General features: G+C 37.3%; 14 protein-coding genes, 2 tRNA genes and 2 rRNA genes (1 of these 18 running past the window's edge). 5 read left to right on the forward strand and 13 right to left on the reverse strand.

Annotated elements, in window-relative coordinates; genetic code table 11:
- The 6 genes from ACJJVN_RS09985 to ACJJVN_RS10010 form a co-directional block, all read right to left on the reverse strand.
- Positions 1-550 (reverse strand): 23S ribosomal RNA (locus ACJJVN_RS09985); it reaches 2269 nt to the left of the window's first position.
- 135 nt (positions 551-685) lie between these two features.
- Positions 686-759, reverse strand: a tRNA-Ala gene (locus ACJJVN_RS09990).
- 112 nt (positions 760-871) lie between these two features.
- Positions 872-945, reverse strand: a tRNA-Ile gene (locus ACJJVN_RS09995).
- A gap of 117 nt (positions 946-1062) precedes the next feature.
- Positions 1063-2588, reverse strand: a 16S ribosomal RNA gene (locus ACJJVN_RS10000).
- Together the 16S and 23S rRNA genes with 2 tRNA genes alongside form the textbook arrangement of a ribosomal RNA operon.
- A 555-nt stretch (positions 2589-3143) precedes the next feature.
- Positions 3144-4634: a sensor histidine kinase gene (locus tag ACJJVN_RS10005; protein ID WP_405377996.1), complete on the reverse strand. Its 1491-nt coding sequence runs from the start codon at positions 4632-4634 to the stop codon at positions 3144-3146.
- Positions 4635-4636: 2 nt separating this feature from the next.
- On the reverse strand, positions 4637-5332 hold the full coding sequence (locus ACJJVN_RS10010) for a response regulator transcription factor (protein WP_104513771.1): 696 nt from the start codon (positions 5330-5332) through the stop codon (positions 4637-4639).
- Positions 5333-5455: 123 nt separating this feature from the next.
- Between ACJJVN_RS10010 and ACJJVN_RS10015 the strand changes: the two genes are divergently transcribed.
- The gene (locus tag ACJJVN_RS10015; RefSeq protein ID WP_405370674.1) at positions 5456-6352 is read left to right on the forward strand and encodes a hypothetical protein; all 897 of its coding nucleotides are present in this window, start codon (positions 5456-5458) and stop codon (positions 6350-6352) included.
- Positions 6353-6488: 136 nt separating this feature from the next.
- On the opposite strand, the gene ACJJVN_RS10020 is transcribed toward ACJJVN_RS10015, so the two are convergent.
- Entirely contained in the window at positions 6489-7781 is a 1293-nt protein-coding gene (locus ACJJVN_RS10020) for a multidrug effflux MFS transporter (RefSeq protein ID WP_405370673.1), read from the reverse strand.
- Between the two features lie 106 nt (positions 7782-7887).
- On the opposite strand from ACJJVN_RS10020, the gene ACJJVN_RS10025 reads away from it, so the two are divergent.
- The 4 genes from ACJJVN_RS10025 to ACJJVN_RS10040 all read left to right on the forward strand — a co-directional run bounded on the left by ACJJVN_RS10025 (position 7888) and on the right by ACJJVN_RS10040 (position 12096).
- Entirely contained in the window at positions 7888-8589 is a 702-nt protein-coding gene (locus ACJJVN_RS10025; RefSeq protein ID WP_405377997.1) for a selenophosphate synthetase, read from the forward strand.
- Complete coding sequence (gene kynU, locus ACJJVN_RS10030) at positions 8589-9851, forward strand: kynureninase (RefSeq protein ID WP_405377998.1); 1263 nt, start codon at positions 8589-8591, stop codon at positions 9849-9851. Before ACJJVN_RS10025 ends, kynU begins: the two co-directional genes overlap by 1 nt.
- 370 nt (positions 9852-10221) lie before the next feature.
- Positions 10222-11616, forward strand: a complete 1395-nt coding sequence (locus ACJJVN_RS10035) for an FAD-dependent oxidoreductase (RefSeq protein ID WP_405377999.1) — start codon at positions 10222-10224, stop codon at positions 11614-11616.
- A 75-nt stretch (positions 11617-11691) separates the two neighbouring features.
- Positions 11692-12096 carry a RidA family protein gene (locus ACJJVN_RS10040; RefSeq protein ID WP_405378000.1) on the forward strand — a complete coding sequence of 135 codons (405 nt, stop codon included), beginning with the start codon at positions 11692-11694 and terminating at the stop codon, positions 12094-12096.
- A 141-nt stretch (positions 12097-12237) separates the two neighbouring features.
- Here the strand turns inward: ACJJVN_RS10040 and nqrF are convergent, their stop codons facing one another.
- Genes nqrF through ACJJVN_RS10070 form a run of 6 tightly spaced genes read right to left on the reverse strand, consistent with a single transcriptional unit; the run spans position 12238 to position 18182 of the window.
- Entirely contained in the window at positions 12238-13524 is a 1287-nt protein-coding gene (gene nqrF, locus ACJJVN_RS10045) for an NADH:ubiquinone reductase (Na(+)-transporting) subunit F (protein WP_405370664.1), read from the reverse strand.
- Between the two features lie 27 nt (positions 13525-13551).
- Entirely contained in the window at positions 13552-14166 is a 615-nt protein-coding gene (nqrE, locus tag ACJJVN_RS10050) for an NADH:ubiquinone reductase (Na(+)-transporting) subunit E (RefSeq protein WP_104513780.1), read from the reverse strand.
- Between the two features lie 18 nt (positions 14167-14184).
- On the reverse strand, positions 14185-14886 hold the full coding sequence (locus ACJJVN_RS10055; protein ID WP_104513781.1) for an NADH:ubiquinone reductase (Na(+)-transporting) subunit D: 702 nt from the start codon (positions 14884-14886) through the stop codon (positions 14185-14187).
- A gap of 45 nt (positions 14887-14931) precedes the next feature.
- Positions 14932-15657 carry a Na(+)-translocating NADH-quinone reductase subunit C gene (locus ACJJVN_RS10060; RefSeq protein ID WP_405378001.1) on the reverse strand — a complete coding sequence of 242 codons (726 nt, stop codon included), beginning with the start codon at positions 15655-15657 and terminating at the stop codon, positions 14932-14934.
- A gap of 2 nt (positions 15658-15659) precedes the next feature.
- Positions 15660-16835: an NADH:ubiquinone reductase (Na(+)-transporting) subunit B gene (locus ACJJVN_RS10065; protein ID WP_405378002.1), complete on the reverse strand. Its 1176-nt coding sequence runs from the start codon at positions 16833-16835 to the stop codon at positions 15660-15662.
- 3 nt (positions 16836-16838) lie between these two features.
- Entirely contained in the window at positions 16839-18182 is a 1344-nt protein-coding gene (locus tag ACJJVN_RS10070; protein WP_405378003.1) for a Na(+)-translocating NADH-quinone reductase subunit A, read from the reverse strand.
- Positions 18183-18318: the final 136 nt, after the last annotated feature.

An 18318-nucleotide genomic window follows, 5' to 3' on the forward strand; every position in this document is an offset into this window, starting at 1 on the left:
TAAGCGTATGGTTTCAGGATCTATTTCACTCCCTTATTCAGGGTTCTTTTCACCTTTCCCTCACGGTACTAGTTCACTATCGGTCTCTCAGGAGTATTTAGCCTTAGCGGATGGTCCCGCTTGATTCATACAGGGTTTCACGTGCCCCGCACTACTCAGGATACCGTTATTAATAATGTAACTTACCAGTACAGGACTATCACCCTCTTTGGTTTTTCTTTCCAGAAAATTCCTATTCATTACACATTAAACATTACGGTCCTACAACCCCAATTATGCCGTAACATAATTGGTTTGGGCTATTCCGCGTTCGCTCGCCACTACTAGCGGAATCACTTTTGTTTTCTCTTCCTCTGGCTACTTAGATGTTTCAGTTCACCAGGTTCGCTTCCTTTCGGATGATATATCTTCAATATAACAGGTTGCCCCATTCGGAAATTTGCGGATCAATTCATATGTGCTGATCCCCGCAACTTATCGCAGCTTATCACGTCCTTCATCGCCTCTGAGAGCCTAGGCATTCCCCATACGCCCTTAATTTGCTTATGATATTCTTTCTTATTCTGCAACGATACAGATATAAGAGCCTAATTATTTTACTATAATAATATAGATACTTACGTATCTATGTTACTCGTTTAATCTTTTCAATATGTCAATGAACGTTTTTGACCGTAGTCAATAGTGGAGAATATCGGAGTCGAACCGATGACCTCCTGCGTGCAAGGCAGGCGCTCTAGCCAGCTGAGCTAATCCCCCATAATTTGAAATTCAGAATGTCAATTCAAAATATCTAATAAGGCGTTTTGAATTCTCAACGTCTAAAATTTCCTATATAATTTAAATGAACAATTATGATAAATCATTATTGTAGTCTCAGGCAGACTCGAACTGCCGACCTCTACATTATCAGTGTAGCGCTCTAACCAGCTGAGCTATGAGACTATAACTCCGAAGAGTAGGTCTTGCGACTTCTTTTATTGACAACTTTATAAATAAACACGCTAATTAAGCAATCTTTCATAAATCACTTTTGTAGTTCTGTTATTTCAAGAACTCCAGAAAGGAGGTGTTCCAGCCGCACCTTCCGGTACGGCTACCTTGTTACGACTTAGCCCCAGTTACCGGTTTTACCCTAGGCAGCTCCTTGCGGTCACCGACTTCAGGCACCCCCAGCTTCCATGGCTTGACGGGCGGTGTGTACAAGGCCCGGGAACGTATTCACCGCATCATGGCTGATATGCGATTACTAGCGATTCCAGCTTCACGTAGTCGAGTTGCAGACTACGATCCGAACTGAGATAGGGTTTGAAGATTCGCTCCTTCTCACGAAGTGGCTGCTCTCTGTCCCTACCATTGTAGCACGTGTGTGGCCCAGGACGTAAGGGCCGTGATGATTTGACGTCATCCCCACCTTCCTCACGGTTTGCACCGGCAGTCTCACTAGAGTCCCCGACTTGACTCGCTGGCAACTAGTAATAGGGGTTGCGCTCGTTATAGGACTTAACCTGACACCTCACGGCACGAGCTGACGACAACCATGCAGCACCTTGCAAATTGTCCGAAGAAAAGTCTATTTCTAAACCTGTCAATATGCATTTAAGCCCTGGTAAGGTTCCTCGCGTATCATCGAATTAAACCACATGCTCCACCGCTTGTGCGGGCCCCCGTCAATTCCTTTGAGTTTCATTCTTGCGAACGTACTCCCCAGGTGGGTTACTTATCACTTTCGCTTGGCCACTCAGTACTCAATCGTACCAAACAGCTAGTAACCATCGTTTACGGCGTGGACTACCAGGGTATCTAATCCTGTTCGCTACCCACGCTTTCGTCCATCAGCGTCAATATATTGTTAGTGATCTGCCTTCGCAATTGGTATTCTATGTAATATCTAAGCATTTCACCGCTACACTACATATTCTAACCACTTCACAATAATTCAAGACTAACAGTATCAATGGCAGTGCCGGAGTTAAGCCCCTGCATTTCACCACTGACTTATTAGCCCGCCTACGGACCCTTTAAACCCAATGATTCCGGATAACGCTTGCACCCTCCGTATTACCGCGGCTGCTGGCACGGAGTTAGCCGGTGCTTATTCTTACGGTACCGTCAAATATCTACACGTAGATATATTTCTTCCCGTACAAAAGTAGTTTACAACCCATAGGGCCGTCTTCCTACACGCGGCATGGCTGGATCAGGCTTCCGCCCATTGTCCAATATTCCTCACTGCTGCCTCCCGTAGGAGTCTGGTCCGTGTCTCAGTACCAGTGTGGGGGATCTCCCTCTCAGGACCCCTACCTATCGTAGCCATGGTAAGCCGTTACCTCACCATCTAGCTAATAGGACGCATACTCATCTATTACCGTAACCTTTAATTATCAAACCATGCAGCTTAATAATACTATGAGGTCTTAATCCAAATTTCTTCGGGCTATCCCTCAGTAATAGGTAGATTGTATACGCGTTACGCACCCGTGCGCCGGTCGCCATCTTCTAGCAAGCTAGAAATGCTGCCCCTCGACTTGCATGTGTTAGGCCTGCCGCTAGCGTTCATCCTGAGCCAGGATCAAACTCTTCATCGTCGAATCTTTTAAAGATCATTTAATTATATGACTTTATCGAAACCACTTAGAAATGCTGCCCCTCGACTTGCATGTGTTAGGCCTGCCGCTAGCGTTCATCCTGAGCCAGGATCAAACTCTTCATCGTCGAATCTTTTAAAGATCATTTAATTATATGACTTTATCGAAACCACTCAATTAGCTTTGTGTCTATCTTATTTTTTTTAACCTATTGTTATTAAAACAATAAATCTTTTTTGTGCTGTCAATATCTCAATGAACTCCTTCAAATACCTTAGTTAAAATCTTACTGCAAATCTTCACGACTCACTAACTGATCTTTTAACCTATCTGAAGAACATTTGCCTCGTTAAACATTTAGCTGTTTTCCTAAGCGGCTGCAAATATACAGAGAACTTCTTCTATCAACCTAATCTTTATGTCCAAAATATTAAATAATTGTAAAATAAAAACGCAACTACCTTATAATAAAACATCTAAACATTTATTTATTTAAAATAAAAATTAGATTTATTGATAAATACTTTATTCGGATCAATTTAACTTAAAGCAAAACTAGATTTTAGGTAATACAAAAGTAAATTCACTTCCTTTGTGATGCTTGCTGTATACCTCAATTGTTGAATTATGTAATTCAATTATTTTTTTAACGATAGCCAATCCTAAACCGGCACCATCTTTACTGAAACCTTCACTAGTTTGTTTAAACCTATCAAAAACCGAGCTCTGAAGCTCTGGAGCTATTCCTATACCTGAATCATTTACAGCTACCTTACAACTTCCACTACTATCATCTAGTTTTAATTTAATGACTCCATTCTCAGGCGTAAACTTAAACGCATTATCTAAAAGATTTTGTAACGCTCTTTCTATAAGACTAATATCTGCATAGACCATAATATTTTTATTTTGATCCACATCTAAAGACAACTCTATATTCTTTTCCTTTGCAACTAGCTGATACTTTGATACAAGATCTAAACAAAGGTCTGTAATTGAAAACTGCTCCATTAAAGGCTCAATCTGTTTGGCTTCTAATTTACTGTATTCAAACAATTGCTCTACTAGATTGGTCAATTTATCACTATTAGAACTTATCACACCTAGATATCTTTGCGTTTCTTCTTTACCTAGAACTTCACTTTTTTCTTGCAATGTCTCTGCATAACCTTTCAAAATTGCTAATGGAGTACGTAGATCATGGGAAACATTTGCAATCAATTGTCTTCTTAATTCATCTACATTTTTTATTTCTTCTAGGTTCTCATTAATTGTATCTGCCATTTCATTAAAAGTATGAGCAAAAACAGATATATCAGTATTTTCAGGATTATCAATTCGAGCATCTAGATCACCTTCTTTGAAGCGTCGTGCTACTTGTGTAATCTTTCTCAAGTTCTTAGTTAAAAACCAAATAACCCCTAAACCAAATAACAAGGTGAAAATTGTAGTCAACCCAATTGCCCCTAACCCAAAGCTTTTAATATACTTACTGAATATGTTAGCACTCGCAGTTTGATAAGCTTCACCAGAAAGTATGATATATATGTAACCATTCTTAATTTTGTTTTCAAAATGAGCAACAGAAAATATTTTCCTTTCATCAGGATCTCTAGGGTCATCTCCTAAACAAAATCCTTTACCTCCACTTGCCAAAAGATCTTCGATGGGTTTTACATCTACATATTGAGAAGGCACTCCTGGATCATGTTCTAATACTACAGAATAAAGAACCTCTCCATCTTCTCCAAGCATATACACTTCGATACTGCGATTAACAGCCATCATATCATGCATTAAATCACCGAATACAGCCTTATTAACACTACCGTCCTCTAGAAAAGGCGGAGTATCTTCAGTGAACTTCTCGTTGATCAAGTGTTGAGCTAATGGAGAATTAATCTCTTGTTGAGTCGCTAAGTGATGTTGATTAGAATAATAATTAGTAATTAGAATATAGCAAATCGCCATACCAACTATTAAAACACTAAGTGCAAACCATAGTTTGAATACTAATTTGGGCGTTAAAGTAGATTGCTTATTCATTATTATATCTCTTCATTAAAACGATAACCTATACCCCAAGTAGTCAATATATAAATAGGGTGAGACATATCTGGCTCTATTTTGGCCCTCAATCTATTTACATGAGAATTTACTGTATGCTCATAACCTGAAAAATTATAACCCCAAATAACATCTAACAATTCTGACCTGCTATAACTTCTACCAGGATGACCTGCTAGGAGAACTAAAAGTTCAAATTCTTTTGGAGACAATTCTACCTTATGACCGTCTAGAGTCACACGTCTCATTTCAACATTAATCTTTAAGTCTCCAAAATCCATATCTGATTCTCCTGCAGAATTCACAGCAGATTTCTCACTTCTTCTCATAACCGCTTTTGCTCGAGCCTTTAACTCTCGTATTGAAAAAGGTTTAGTGATATAATCATCTGCACCTATTTCTAGCCCCAAAACTTTATCTATCTCTTCACTTTTTGCAGTTACCATTATAACCGGTGTATCTTTAGTCTTTCTAAGTTCTCTACATACTTCTACACCATTTATTATAGGTATAGAAAGATCTAGCAAAATCAAATCGTAGTCTATTGCAAGAGCTTTTTCAAGTGCTGAGCGTCCATCATTAACACTATCTACTGTAGCGTTAAGATCTTTCATATGTATTTCTAGTAGTCCGACGATTTCTAAATCATCTTCAACAATAAGTATGCGATTTTCCATAATTCAAAACAAGTTAAAGCATATCACAAAACATTCACGAATTATTTTCAAAAGTTGAATCTATCGTTATATAATTGAGATAAGATAAGGGTTAGTTTGTACTGTAAAATTAAAACAATATACATGAAAACTTACTTATCAATAGCAGCTCTTGCTGTTTTAGCACTAACCGGTTGCTCAAACGACGATGATGCAGGCACAACTAATTTAAACAAAGATCTTACATTAAACATCAATGGACTTGAAGATTTAGGCCCTGGATTTGCATATGAAGGATGGGTACTAGTAAATGATGTACCAGTAACAACAGGTGTATTTACGGTAGATAGTTCTGGAAACTTAAGTCAAACTACATTTCCTGTAGCGACTGAAGCACTAGATGCTGCGACAGCATTTATCTTAACCATAGAACCTAGTCCAGACAACGATCCTGCACCAGCAGACTCAAAATATCTAGCTGGAGAATTTAATAATAATGACGCTAGTATATCGACTAACTTCGGTCCAGCACCTGGAGATTTCTCTACAGCGACTGGTTCTTTTTTCTTAAGAACACCTACAGACGAGCCTGCAGGAACTGCAAATAACGGTAATGACACAAATGGTGTATGGCTAGGTCTTCCTGGAATGCCTCCTACTGCAGACGCGACTTTACCTACACTACCAGCAGGATGGGTATATGAAGGATGGGTTATAGGAGACGCAGGACCATTATCTACTGGTACTTTTACAGATTTCTCTGCAGTAGATTCAGGAAACGGATTCTCGGGAACTGAAAACAACGCAGGACCTCCTGTACCTGGAGAAGACTTCTTTAACAATTTACCAGCTGGTGAATCACTTCCTTTTAGTGTAGTAGGCCGTAATGTAGTTATAACAGTAGAGCCAGTTCCAGATAACTCTCCAGCACCATTTACATTAAAACCTCTTGCAAAAATAGCAACAGCAGACACAGCTCCAAGTTCACAAACATTTGATAACATATCTGACACTTTCCCTACAGGGACAGTTACTAGATAAACTTTTTGGTTGGTTAGTTAGTTTGAAAGCGCTCTATGTTAAAGTTCATAGGGCGTTTTCTTTTATAAAATTTTGAGCTTTTCTCGTTCTTTACTAGAAGTCCATCTGCAAGAAACTAAATCAGAACTAATCTATCTTAGTTATCTGACATATGCTCTTCTCTCTTCTTAAACTTATAGGGATGTTTTAGATACGTTTTCGCGAAAGCGTAACCACGAGCATAATTTATTCTAAAATATTCTACTGCAATATGAGCCATCGTTGCACTAGTTGCTAACATAGCAAATAAAGGAAACAAAGAAACCGTGACAAATCGAGATACATACCAACTCGCTATAGAACCAAAAATCATACTTACCGCACCGACAAAAGCGCTAGCACTACCTGCACGTTGTGTAAATGGATTTAAAGCTAGAGCTGTTGCATTAGGATTTTGAAAACCTATCAACAGCATCATAAAAAACAAAGTTGGATAAACCACCCAAAATGTTGGTATAAAATTCCACACATAAATAAATCCAAAACCAGTAACTAAAACGAGCAATGTACTTACTACGTAGGTAATTTGAAATGTTGTATAACGTTTTAAAAACAAACGATTTAACTGACTACCTGTTATTAATCCAGCTGCGTTACTACCGAATATATAACCGAAGCTATCCTGACTCATCCCAAAGTATTCCATAAAAATAAAGGGAGCCGCTGCTACATATCCTAATAATAAACCTACAACGAAACCACGAGTGGTTGAAAATACAAAGAAGTCTCTGTTTTTATAAATCCCTATATACTCTCGTAAAACAGGTACCGGATGTAAACTAGTCGCTTTATTAGGCCTAGTACTTTCAGGTAATATAAAAATAACATTAAACAACATTAAGGTTGCGAAACCAGCTAATCCATAAAATATCATTTCCCAATGATAATGCTGGATTACAAAGCCACCTATGGTAGGCGCAATGATAGGTGCAATACCCATTATTAACATGAGCGTAGAGAGAACGTCTGCCACTTTTTCTTCGTCAAATAGATCTCTAACTATCGCTTTACTAGCCACCATGCCGGCACAAGCTCCTAAAGATGTAAAAAATCTCAACGTAGCAAGAGAAGTTACATCCCATGCATAAGCACTTAAAATACTAGTGAGTATGTATAGTACTAGTCCAAAAATTAATGGTTTTCTCCTTCCATATCTATCCATTAAAGGACCGTATGCCAGCTGCCCCAACCCTATTCCTATAAAATAAGTAGTTAGCGTGATACCTATAGCACTAGTATCTACTTTAAAATCGCCCGCTATTTGTTTAAAAGCAGGCAAGTATGCATCTATAGAAAAAGGTCCTACTGCTATCAACGTCCCTAGAACAAGTATCACACTTGCTCTACGTCCTTTGCTCATTTTATTCTTTTCTACCAGCTTCACTTTCATTTTACAAAATTACGTTTTAGCGTTTTCTTAAGATGGATTATTCACAAAGCTTTACCATTTCATAACGACCGATAATTCGTACTTTTAAACCAAATAAAACATCAAAATGAAAAAAGCTTTTTTACTATTATCTATAATTGCTTTAATAACTAGCTGTAAAAACGATTCTAAATCTCAAAACTCTCTAGATAACGAGATAGAAAAAGAAACCGCAGCACTTACCATTGCTCAACATCTAGCAGAAAACGCAGGGATATCTAACTGGGATAATGTAGAAGAAATCAAATTTTCTTTTAACGTAGGTAAGGATGGACGTACCGTTTTAACTAGAAACTGGAAATGGAATCCTAATACTGATAGCGTACAACTTATCGCATTAGGAGACACCATTAATTACAACCGCAATTCAAAATTAGACAGCATACAAGCCAGTACTGATCGTGGTTTTATAAACGACGTTTACTGGTTAATTCCAGAGTTTAAATTAGTATGGGATGAAGGTACCGAGATAACAGAAAAAAAATCACAAATAGCACCTATATCAAAGGAAAAGCTAGATATGATTACTATTCTTTACAATAATGAAGGCGGTTATACTCCAGGTGACGCTTATGACATTTATTATGATAAAGATCATAAATTTAAAGAATGGGCATACCGCAGTAAGAATGATAGTGTGATCACTATGGCTACCACATTTAAAGAATATAAAACCATTGAGGGAATAACTATCGCAACGGACCATCTCACACCAGACGGTTTTACTCGTATTAACTTTACCGATATAGAAATTATTAAAAAGAAATAATGACTTACAAGACTGACCATAACTTTGCATTACAATTAGATCAAGAAGATTCATTATCTCGCTTTCGCGAAAGCTTCCATATTCCAAAGCATAAAGATGGAACAGACTCTATCTATTTATGTGGTAATTCTCTAGGCTTGCAACCGAGACAGACTAAAGACTTTTTAAATAAAGAGCTAGAAGACTGGGCAAATCTAGGTGTAGAAGGACATTTTCATGCAAAGCATCCATGGATGCCGTATCATGAATTTCTAACAGAAACTACCGCTCAGATAGTAGGTGCAAAACCTCATGAAGTAGTCATTATGAATACACTGACTACTAACTTGCATTTAATGATGGTTAGTTTTTATCAGCCTAAAGGTAATCGCACTAAAATTCTTATAGAAGGAGATGCTTTCCCAAGTGATCGATATGCAGTTGCATCACAAATTAAATTTCATGGTGGCGATCCAGAAACCGATTTAATCACCTGGCAACCTAGACCTGGCGATCATACACCATCATTTGAAGACTTAGAAGTTATTTTAAAGAATCAAGGTGACGAGATTGCACTAGTTATGATAGGTGCGGTAAATTACTATACAGGACAACTTTTTGAACTTAAAAAAATAGCCGATTTATGTCATTCTCACGGCATCATGGTCGGTTATGATTGTGCGCACGGTGCCGGTAATGTAGACTTACAGCTGCACGATTCTGGAGCAGACTTTGCCGTATGGTGTACATACAAATACATGAATGCTGGCCCTGGTAGTTTGGGTGGTTGTTTTGTACATGAGCGCCATGCAGATAATGCCGACTTACCACGTTTTACTGGCTGGTGGGGACATAATAAAGACACACGTTTTAAAATGCGCGACGATTTTGAACCTATACGCGGTGCCGAAGGTTGGCAATTATCAAATCCTCCTATATTGAGTATGGTAGCTATAAGAGCAAGTCTAGATCTTTTTGCCCAAGCAGGTTTTGAAAACCTAAGAGAGAAGTCAATTAAAATGACTAATTATCTAGAATTTTTATTACAAGAACTGGATGGTGATCGCATTTCTATTATTACCCCTAGCGATTCTAAAGATCGCGGTTGTCAATTATCACTAGCTGTTAAAAATGCAGATAAATCTCTCTTTGACGCCATCACAGCAAAAGGCGTTATTGCAGACTGGAGAGAACCAGACGTAATACGCATCGCACCAGTTCCTTTATATAACAATTTTGAGGATTGCTGGAGATTTGTGGATGTGTTGAAGAGTGAGTTATGAAATTAGATTGTCAATTAAAAGTTTGGTTGATTATTTTAGGTTTGACTTCACTAGGAACTTTCAATTACATCTACATTCTTTTCGCCATCGTTTTAGTGCCAACATTCATATTTAATATTTTCACTTTTATAATGTTTAAGAAAAAATATAATCTGACGCTTTTTAAATTCACTAGCCTAATTGTAAATCTTCCGATTTTGCCAATTTTCATTTCTCAAATATTTGTTTATTCTTTCTTACTATATAAAGGATCATTAGACTTAATAGACTTTACACATGTTTTAGTACTGTGTATATCTACGATACTAGTATCGTATTCTTCATATTTGATTTACAAAGTTATTACCATTAAGCCCGAAATTTATACTACATGAAAACCAACAATAAAAAAACCAAAATATTAATCACTGGCGCTGGGCTATGCGGTTCGCTTTTAGGATTACGACTAGCGCAAAAGGGTTATCATGTAGATATACTTGAGAAAAGACCTGATATGCGCAAAGCAGTTGTAGATGGTGGTCGTTCTATTAACCTCGCACTTTCTGATCGTGGTCTAGCTGCATTAAAATTGGTAGGGTTAGAAGAAAAAGTACGCGAGTTATGCATACCTATGAATGGTAGATTAATTCATGATGTAGAAGGTAATACCTTCTCTTCTAATTACAGTGGTCGTGATGGAGAATATATCAATTCCATCTCTAGAGAAGAGCTCAACAAACTACTACTCGACGAGGCCGATAAATATGAAGATGTTCAAATAGACTTTGATGATAAAGTTACAGCAGTTGATTTAAAAAACGCATCGGTTACTTATCATGATTCTGAAACTAGTACTGATAAAGAATGGAAGGCTGATATACTTTTAGGAACAGATGGTGCAGGCTCTGTAGTCCGTAAAGCGATGATGAAACAGCGTGATTTTCTTTTTTCACACAGTATGAATTGGTTGCCTCATGGATATAAAGAATTGAGCATACCACCTACAGCAGGTGGAAAATGGCGCATCGAGAAAAATTTCTTGCACATCTGGCCACGTGGTGGTTTTATGTTAATCGCCTTACCTAATCTAGATGGTAGTTTTACACTAACTCTGTTCATGCAATATGATGGAGATGGACCAGCGTTTAATAATATAAATACAGATCAAGAAATAAAAGACTTTTTCAACACTTACTTTAAAGATATCATAGAATATATTCCAGATCTTGTTGAGCAATATAAAACCAACCCATCACCACCATTAGGCACTGTGCGTTGTTCTCCATGGACTGCAAATGGTACAAGTCTTATTTTAGGAGATGCTGCACACGCGATTGTACCTTTCTATGGACAGGGAATGAATGCTAGTTTTGAAGATGTGGTTGTCCTTGATAAAATGATTGATGCAAATGAAACTTGGGCAGATGCATTCAAATCATTCTCTACCACTAGAAAACCAGATGCAGATGCTATCGCAGATCTTGCTCTAGACAACTTTGTAGAGATGAGAGATAGCGTTGCAAACCCTAACTTTCAATTAAAACGCCAGATTGAGATGCGTTTAGAATCCGCTTTCGCGAAAGCGGAATACCAATCCAAATACTCACTAGTTACTTTCCCTGAAAAAGGAATAGGCTATGAAGAGGCCATGCTTAAAGGACGTGCCCAAGACAAAGGAATTTTGTGGTTACTAGAAAATGGAGACATAACCGTTAATGATGAATTAGATTCATTGTTGAGCAAGATTAAGGTAAAGACGGAAGAAGTTCTTTGGTTGCGTGGATAATTTAAAATAAAGATATTAAACTATACCCCAAAGGTTTTGAAAACCTTTGGGGTGTGAAATAGAAAAAAAATAAACATGGCAGTATTAAAAGACAAAGCGACACCTAGAGGTAAATATCCACACATTAAACGTGTAGGTGATTTTCTTTTCGTATCAGGAACTAGTAGTCGTCGAAAAGACAACACTTTTGCAGGCGTCGAAGTAGATGAAATGGGAACCACTAATCTTGATATAAAAGCCCAAACCGCGGCAGTATTAAAAAATATAGACGCTATTCTCAAAACCGAAGGCGCTTCTATAAAAGATGTGGTAGATGTGACTACCTTCCTAGTAAACATGAATGACTTTGGTGGTTATAATGATACTTATGGTACTTTCTTTGATTATGATGGACCTACTCGAACAACTGTAGCGGTACATCAACTACCACATCCACACTTACTGATAGAGATCAAAGCAATGGCTTATAAAGCTCTTTAAAAAAGAAGATTTAAGCCTCAAGAAGTGATATAAATAATTATAATAATCAATGAAGGTCTAAATAATTCAATTGATTAATAGACACAAAAAAGCCTGATCTTAATAAGATCAGGCTTTTTAATAGAGTTAGGTGAATATTTACTATCCTCCGAAATCATCAAAACGAATATTCTCAGGATCAACTCCAAAGTCTTCGGCCATTTTACCTACCGCGTTATTCATTAATGGTGGTCCACAGAAATAAACTTCTAGATCTTCTGGAGCATCATGTTTAGTTAAATATTGATCAATTACTACCTGGTGAATGAATCCTACAAATCCATCTCCTTCTGCATGAATATCATCTTTTACTTTCCAGTTATCTTCTTCAGCTGGCTCAGAAAGGGCTAGGTAGAATTTAAAGTTAGGGAACTCACGTTCTAGTGAACGGAAGTGCTCGATGTAAAATAATTCTCTTTTAGAACGACCACCATACCAGTAAGTCACTTTACGGTTAGTTTTCAATGTTTTGAAAAGCTCATACAAGTGAGAACGCATAGGTGCCATTCCTGCTCCACCACCTACGTAAAGCATTTCTGCCTCAGAGTGGTTGATAAAGAATTCTCCATAAGGTCCAGAAACTACTACTTTGTCTCCTTTCTTTTGGTTAAAGATATAAGAACTAGCTACACCAGGATTTACATCCATCCATCCATTCTTTGCTCTATCCCATGGCGGCGTAGCAATACGCACGTTAAGCATGATTTCACGACCTTCTGCAGGGAAAGAAGCCATAGAATAAGCTCTTTCTACCGTTTCGTTATTTTTCATTACAAGTGGCCATAAGTTGAACTTATCCCATTCTGCTTGAAATTTATCTGGCGTTTCATGTTCTTCTGGGTGAGCCGTGATGTCCATATCTTCAAAGCGTACTTCACACTTAGGAATTTCGATTTGGATATAACCACCAGCTTCATAATGCATATCTTCTGGAAGAAGAACAACAAATTCCTTAATAAAAGATGCTACGTTATAATTACGTACAACCTCTGCTTCCCACTTCTTGATACCAAAAACTTCTTCTGGAATCTCGATTTTCATGTCTTGCTTTACTTTAACCTGACATCCTAATCTCCATCCTTCGGCAATTTCTTTTCTTGTAAAGTGAGGCACCTCAGTAGGTAGAATAGATCCACCACCGTCAGATACGATACATTTACATTGTACACAGGTACCACCACCACCACAGGCAGATGGTAAGAATAATTTATTATCACCCAAAGTACCTAGTAGTGTCCCACCAGAACCTGTAGTAATATCTTTCTCTCCATTTACATTAATAGTAACCGGTCCAGAAGGAAGTAGCTTAGACTTTGCTCCTAGTAAAAGAGAAACCAGTAATAAGATAAGTGTAAGAAAAATCACTACACTCGCTAAAATCGTTATCATATTAGAATCCATATCTATGTTTCCTTTTTAAATTTCTATTCCCATAAAACTCATGAAGCCTATCGCCATAAGTCCAGTTATAATAAACGTAATACCTAGACCTCTTAAAGGTGCTGGCACGTTAGAGTAAGATATTTTCTCACGTATAGCAGCAATGGCTAATATTGCAAGGAAAAAACCTACACCACTACCTACACCGTAAGTAAGTGATTCTGATATTCCTGAAAAATCTTTTTGTTGCATAAATAAAGAACCACCTAAAATGGCACAGTTTACAGCAATTAAAGGAAGGAAAATACCTAACGCACTATAAAGTGACGGAGCAAAACGCTCTACCACCATTTCTACTAGTTGTACCATACTCGCGATAACAGCGATAAACATGATAAAACTTAAGAATGATAAATCAACATCAGCATACTCAGTACCTAACCATTCTAAAGCACCAGGCTTTAACAAATAAGTATCAAGTAACCAGTTAATAGGTACTGTAATACCTAGTACAAATACAACAGCAGCTCCTAGACCTACCGCAGTCTTAACCGATTTTGAAACGGCTAAGTAAGAACACATACCTAAGAAATAGGCAAATATCATGTTCTCTATAAAAACACTTCTTACGAAAAGATTGATTAAATCCATTTTGTTCTATTTCTTAAATTAATTTTGTTCTATTAAAGATCTATTGCGACTACGCTGTACCCATATAATGATACCTACTGTAATCAATGCCATAGGTGATAATAGCATTAAACCGTTATTAGAATAACCAGCTTCATACCATGAATCTGGAATGATTTGAGCACCAAATAATTTACCTGCTCCTAATAACTCTCTAAAGAAAGCTACTAGAATAAGAATAAATGCATAACCTGCTGCATTACCTATTCCATCTAAGAATGATTTATAAACACCGTTACCTAAAGCAAATGCCTCTAGTCGACCCATTACGATACAGTTAGTAATAATAAGACCTACAAATACCGACAGTTGTTTAGACACATCGTATGCATAAGCTCTTAATACTTGATCAACAAGAATTACTAACGCTGCAACAATTACTAGTTGTACGATAATACGAATACGAGAAGGTATTAAATTACGTAACATCGATATGATCATGTTACTAAAAGCCATTACCGCCATAACCGCAAGAGACATTACAATCGCCGGCTCTAATTGAACTGTAATTGCAAGTGCACTACAAATACCTAATACCTGTACTGTAATTGGGTTATTGTCTGTAAGTGGATCAGAAAGTAACTTTCTATTTTTCTTACCTAGAAGCCCTTCTCTCTCATCAGTATCTGATAAGAAAAGAATAAGATCTTCTTTTTTAGTTAATTCTTTATTTTCAGCCATTGCCGTTGTTTTTTTATATCGCTTTCGCGAAAGCTTAACTAACTACTAGTTAGCTGCCACTTTTACGTTAGTTTTATTTTTAAAGTAAGGAAGGTATCTCTTAAGACGCTCAGAGATCATGTCAGTAACACCATCACCTGTAATAGTAGCACCAGAAATAGCATCTACTGCATTATCATCCTTATTATCTCCACCTTGGTAACCCTTAGCAACAGACACACCTATAAAGTTTCCTGATTCATCAAAGACTTTTTCATCATCAAATCTTTTCTTGAACCATACTTGTGTAATCTCTCCACCTAAACCAGGAGTTTCTCCTTTGTGGTCAAAAACAGCACCTTTAATAGTGTTCACATCGTCTTTAAGAGCGATATAACCCCATATAGCATCCCAAAGACCTTTACCTCTTAATGGTACGATATAGTATTTTGCTCCTTCTACGTTTGCAACGTATAGTGGAAAAGACTGCTCTTCTACATCTTTCTTAAGTTCTTTCTTAAGATCTACTTCAAAGGCATTCACTTCTGTTTTTTCCTGACCTTTACTATCTAGAGCAATACGCTCTACGATGTATTTATCAAAAGGTACAGCTGCGCTATCTCTAGACACCTCGATACCTACGGTACCAAGAATGTTTTGCATTTTTTCGTTCTTTACATTCTCTGCTTGTGCTGGTTGTAATTGTGTTGCTGCAAATGCAAGAGCACTTGCTACAACAGCTACAAGAATCACTGCAAATATGAATGTATAAGCATTTGAATTTCTATCCATTTCTAAGCTGTTTGAAGTTTTGCCTTTGCTTTAGAAAGGCGTTTTTTACGTTTATTCACGTTTGCCTGTACTACATAATGATCAATAGTTGGAGCAAATACGTTCATCAATAAAATAGCAAGCATGATACCTTCTGGATATGCTGGGTTAAATACACGTATCATAACACCAAAGAAACCACAAAGGAATCCATATATCCACTTACCTTTTAAGGTTTGTGCTGCACTTACAGGATCGGTAGCCATAAAGACAATACCAAAAGATAACCCACCTACTACTAAGTGCATGTACCATTTAAAATCCATTAGAGCATTTAATCCAAAAGCATTGAAAATTAATCCCATGATCGCTGCACCAGCAAAACCACTAAGAATAATTCTCCAACTACCCACTTTAGTAAGTATAAGAATTGCTGCACCTATAAGAACGGCTATAGTAGACGTTTCTGAAACTGAACCTGGAATAAATCCAGCAGCAGCATCAAAGAAGCTATATGCAACCGATTTACCTTGTGCAAGAGTACCTAAAATAGTCTCTCCAGAAATACCGTCTGTAGCACCTTCATGTACCCATATCGCATTACCAGACATGTACAATGGATATGCAAAGAATGCAAATGCACGTGCTGTAAGAGCAGGATTTAAGATATTCATTCCTGTACCACCGAAAGCTTCTTTACCTATCAAAACAGCAAAAGCTACAGAGATAGCAAGCATCCATAATGGAATGTCTACAGGGAAAATCATAGGAATTAACATACCAGTTACTAAGTAACCTTCATTAACCTCATGACCTCTATAGATCGCAAAAATAAATTCAATTGTAAGTCCTACTATATAACTCACTAAAATAAGAGGAGTTACTAAAAGCGCTCCTTCTATAAAAGCATCCCAAAAAGGAACGTCAGTTACATTTTCTAATCCCATATCTTGATACAAGTACTGAGCACCTGTATTCCACATTCCAAAAAGAAGTGCTGGTATCAAAGCAAATACAACGGTAATCATTGTACGCTTTAAATCTACAACGTCGCGTATATGCGCTCCTTTTTTAGTCGTGTGATTAGGAGTATATAAAAAAGTATCAAAAGCATTGATCGCTGGAGCAAATTTTTCTAATTTTTGTCCAGGTTCAAATGGCTTTCTAGCTTGGTCTAATTTGTTTCTAACCCATTTCATAGTCTATCCTACTTCTGTTATCATTAAATCTAATCCTAGACGTATCACTTCTTGTGCTTCTAGTTTAGACGTATTTGTAAAATCAATAAGAGCAAAATCTTCTGGCGCTACTTCATAGATACCTAGATTTTCCATTTTTTCAATATCACCACTCATACAGGCTTTGATAAGCTGTAAAGGATAAATATCCATCGGTAAAACTTCTTCCATTTCACCAGTTACTACTAGAGCTCTTTCTTCACCATTTAAGTTAGTATCTACCTTACGTTTTCCTCCTAATAATCTAGAGAAAGATGTACCAGCATTAGACGGTACTTTATTACGTGTAAATGGCAACCAGCCTAGTAATGCATATTCATTACCTTCTGGAATAAGAGTTAATGTATTGTTGTAGAAGTTAAGAAACTGATCATTTGATAACTTATCTCCAGTTAAAACATCACCAGAAATAATACGTGTATCATTAGTATCTACAGTACCTGCTATGCTATTCACATTTGCACCTACTACAGTACGGTAATACTTACGATCAGACTCTTTTGCATCAGTACCTACTAGAGCAATAGTCCTTTCTGGTTTAAACTCACCAGTTAAGAATAGATTACCTATGGTAGCAACATCTTCAGCACCTACAGTCCACACTCTATCTCCCATATTCACAGGATCTAGTTTATGAATTTGCACACCTACATTTCCAGCAGGATGCGGTCCTTTTACCGTATGTACCTCAGCATCTTTAATATTCTTAAGATCCGACCCTTTTCCTACACACAAGTGCACTGCACCTGTAGTAAGTTTACTAAGAGCGGTAACTCCAGCCTGAAAAGCTTCTTTTTTATCTGCTAGAATTACCTCAGCATCACCTGCTAGAGGCGCTGTTGTGTAAGCAGATATAAAGATAGATTTAGGTGTATCTTCAGAATTTGCAACGATACTGTACGGTCGTTGTATAATAAATGGCCAGCAACCGCTTTCTAGAAGTAAGTTACGTACCTGGTCTGCACTAGCAGAAGCAGGATTCACCTTACCACGATTTATAGCGTCGTTAGTTCCATTTGCAGTAATTTTAACCTCAAGAATCCTTCTTTTAGCACCACGTAGAATCTCAGTAATAGTTCCACTCACAGGAGCAGCAAACTTTACTTTTTCATCATACTTGGAATAAAATACGGTTTCCCCAGCCTTTACAGACGCTCCTTCCTTAAGTACTAACTTAGGTACTACAGCGTGAAAATCGGCAGGTTTTATTGCATAAATGGAAGACTGCGGCGCATTGACAATTTTCTTGTCAGCCTCACCTTTGAGCTTTAGATCAAGCCCTTTTCTTACTCTAATGTCCTTTGACATAGGATGTTATATTTAGTCTTTTTTTAAAGTTCGCAAATTTACGCAATAAAGCCTTTAAAACCGGTAGATATAACTATTTAGAAATAATCTAAATAAACAAAATAGCCTGTTTTGGCATCGCTTTCGCGAAAGCGTA

It is taken from the genome of Nonlabens sp. Asnod3-A02 (genome assembly GCF_045063755.1).
Classification (GTDB): domain Bacteria; phylum Bacteroidota; class Bacteroidia; order Flavobacteriales; family Flavobacteriaceae; genus Nonlabens; species Nonlabens xylanidelens.

What these genes read in the sequence shown, in the direction of transcription:
- kynU (WP_405377998.1), top strand. Translation starts at nt 8,589, where the DNA reads ATGACTTACAAGACTGACCATAACTTTGCATTACAATTAGATCAAGAA.
- ACJJVN_RS10055 (WP_104513781.1), bottom strand. Translation starts at nt 14,886, where the DNA reads ATGGCTGAAAATAAAGAATTAACTAAAAAAGAAGATCTTATTCTTTTC.
- ACJJVN_RS10015 (WP_405370674.1), top strand. Translation starts at nt 5,456, where the DNA reads ATGAAAACTTACTTATCAATAGCAGCTCTTGCTGTTTTAGCACTAACC.
- ACJJVN_RS10010 (WP_104513771.1), bottom strand. Translation starts at nt 5,332, where the DNA reads ATGGAAAATCGCATACTTATTGTTGAAGATGATTTAGAAATCGTCGGA.
- ACJJVN_RS10060 (WP_405378001.1), bottom strand. Translation starts at nt 15,657, where the DNA reads ATGGATAGAAATTCAAATGCTTATACATTCATATTTGCAGTGATTCTT.
- ACJJVN_RS10020 (WP_405370673.1), bottom strand. Translation starts at nt 7,781, where the DNA reads ATGAAAGTGAAGCTGGTAGAAAAGAATAAAATGAGCAAAGGACGTAGA.
- nqrF (WP_405370664.1), bottom strand. Translation starts at nt 13,524, where the DNA reads ATGATAACGATTTTAGCGAGTGTAGTGATTTTTCTTACACTTATCTTA.
- ACJJVN_RS10040 (WP_405378000.1), top strand. Translation starts at nt 11,692, where the DNA reads ATGGCAGTATTAAAAGACAAAGCGACACCTAGAGGTAAATATCCACAC.
- ACJJVN_RS10035 (WP_405377999.1), top strand. Translation starts at nt 10,222, where the DNA reads ATGAAAACCAACAATAAAAAAACCAAAATATTAATCACTGGCGCTGGG.
- ACJJVN_RS10070 (WP_405378003.1), bottom strand. Translation starts at nt 18,182, where the DNA reads ATGTCAAAGGACATTAGAGTAAGAAAAGGGCTTGATCTAAAGCTCAAA.
- ACJJVN_RS10065 (WP_405378002.1), bottom strand. Translation starts at nt 16,835, where the DNA reads ATGAAATGGGTTAGAAACAAATTAGACCAAGCTAGAAAGCCATTTGAA.
- ACJJVN_RS10005 (WP_405377996.1), bottom strand. Translation starts at nt 4,634, where the DNA reads ATGAATAAGCAATCTACTTTAACGCCCAAATTAGTATTCAAACTATGG.
- ACJJVN_RS10025 (WP_405377997.1), top strand. Translation starts at nt 7,888, where the DNA reads ATGAAAAAAGCTTTTTTACTATTATCTATAATTGCTTTAATAACTAGC.
- nqrE (WP_104513780.1), bottom strand. Translation starts at nt 14,166, where the DNA reads ATGGATTTAATCAATCTTTTCGTAAGAAGTGTTTTTATAGAGAACATG.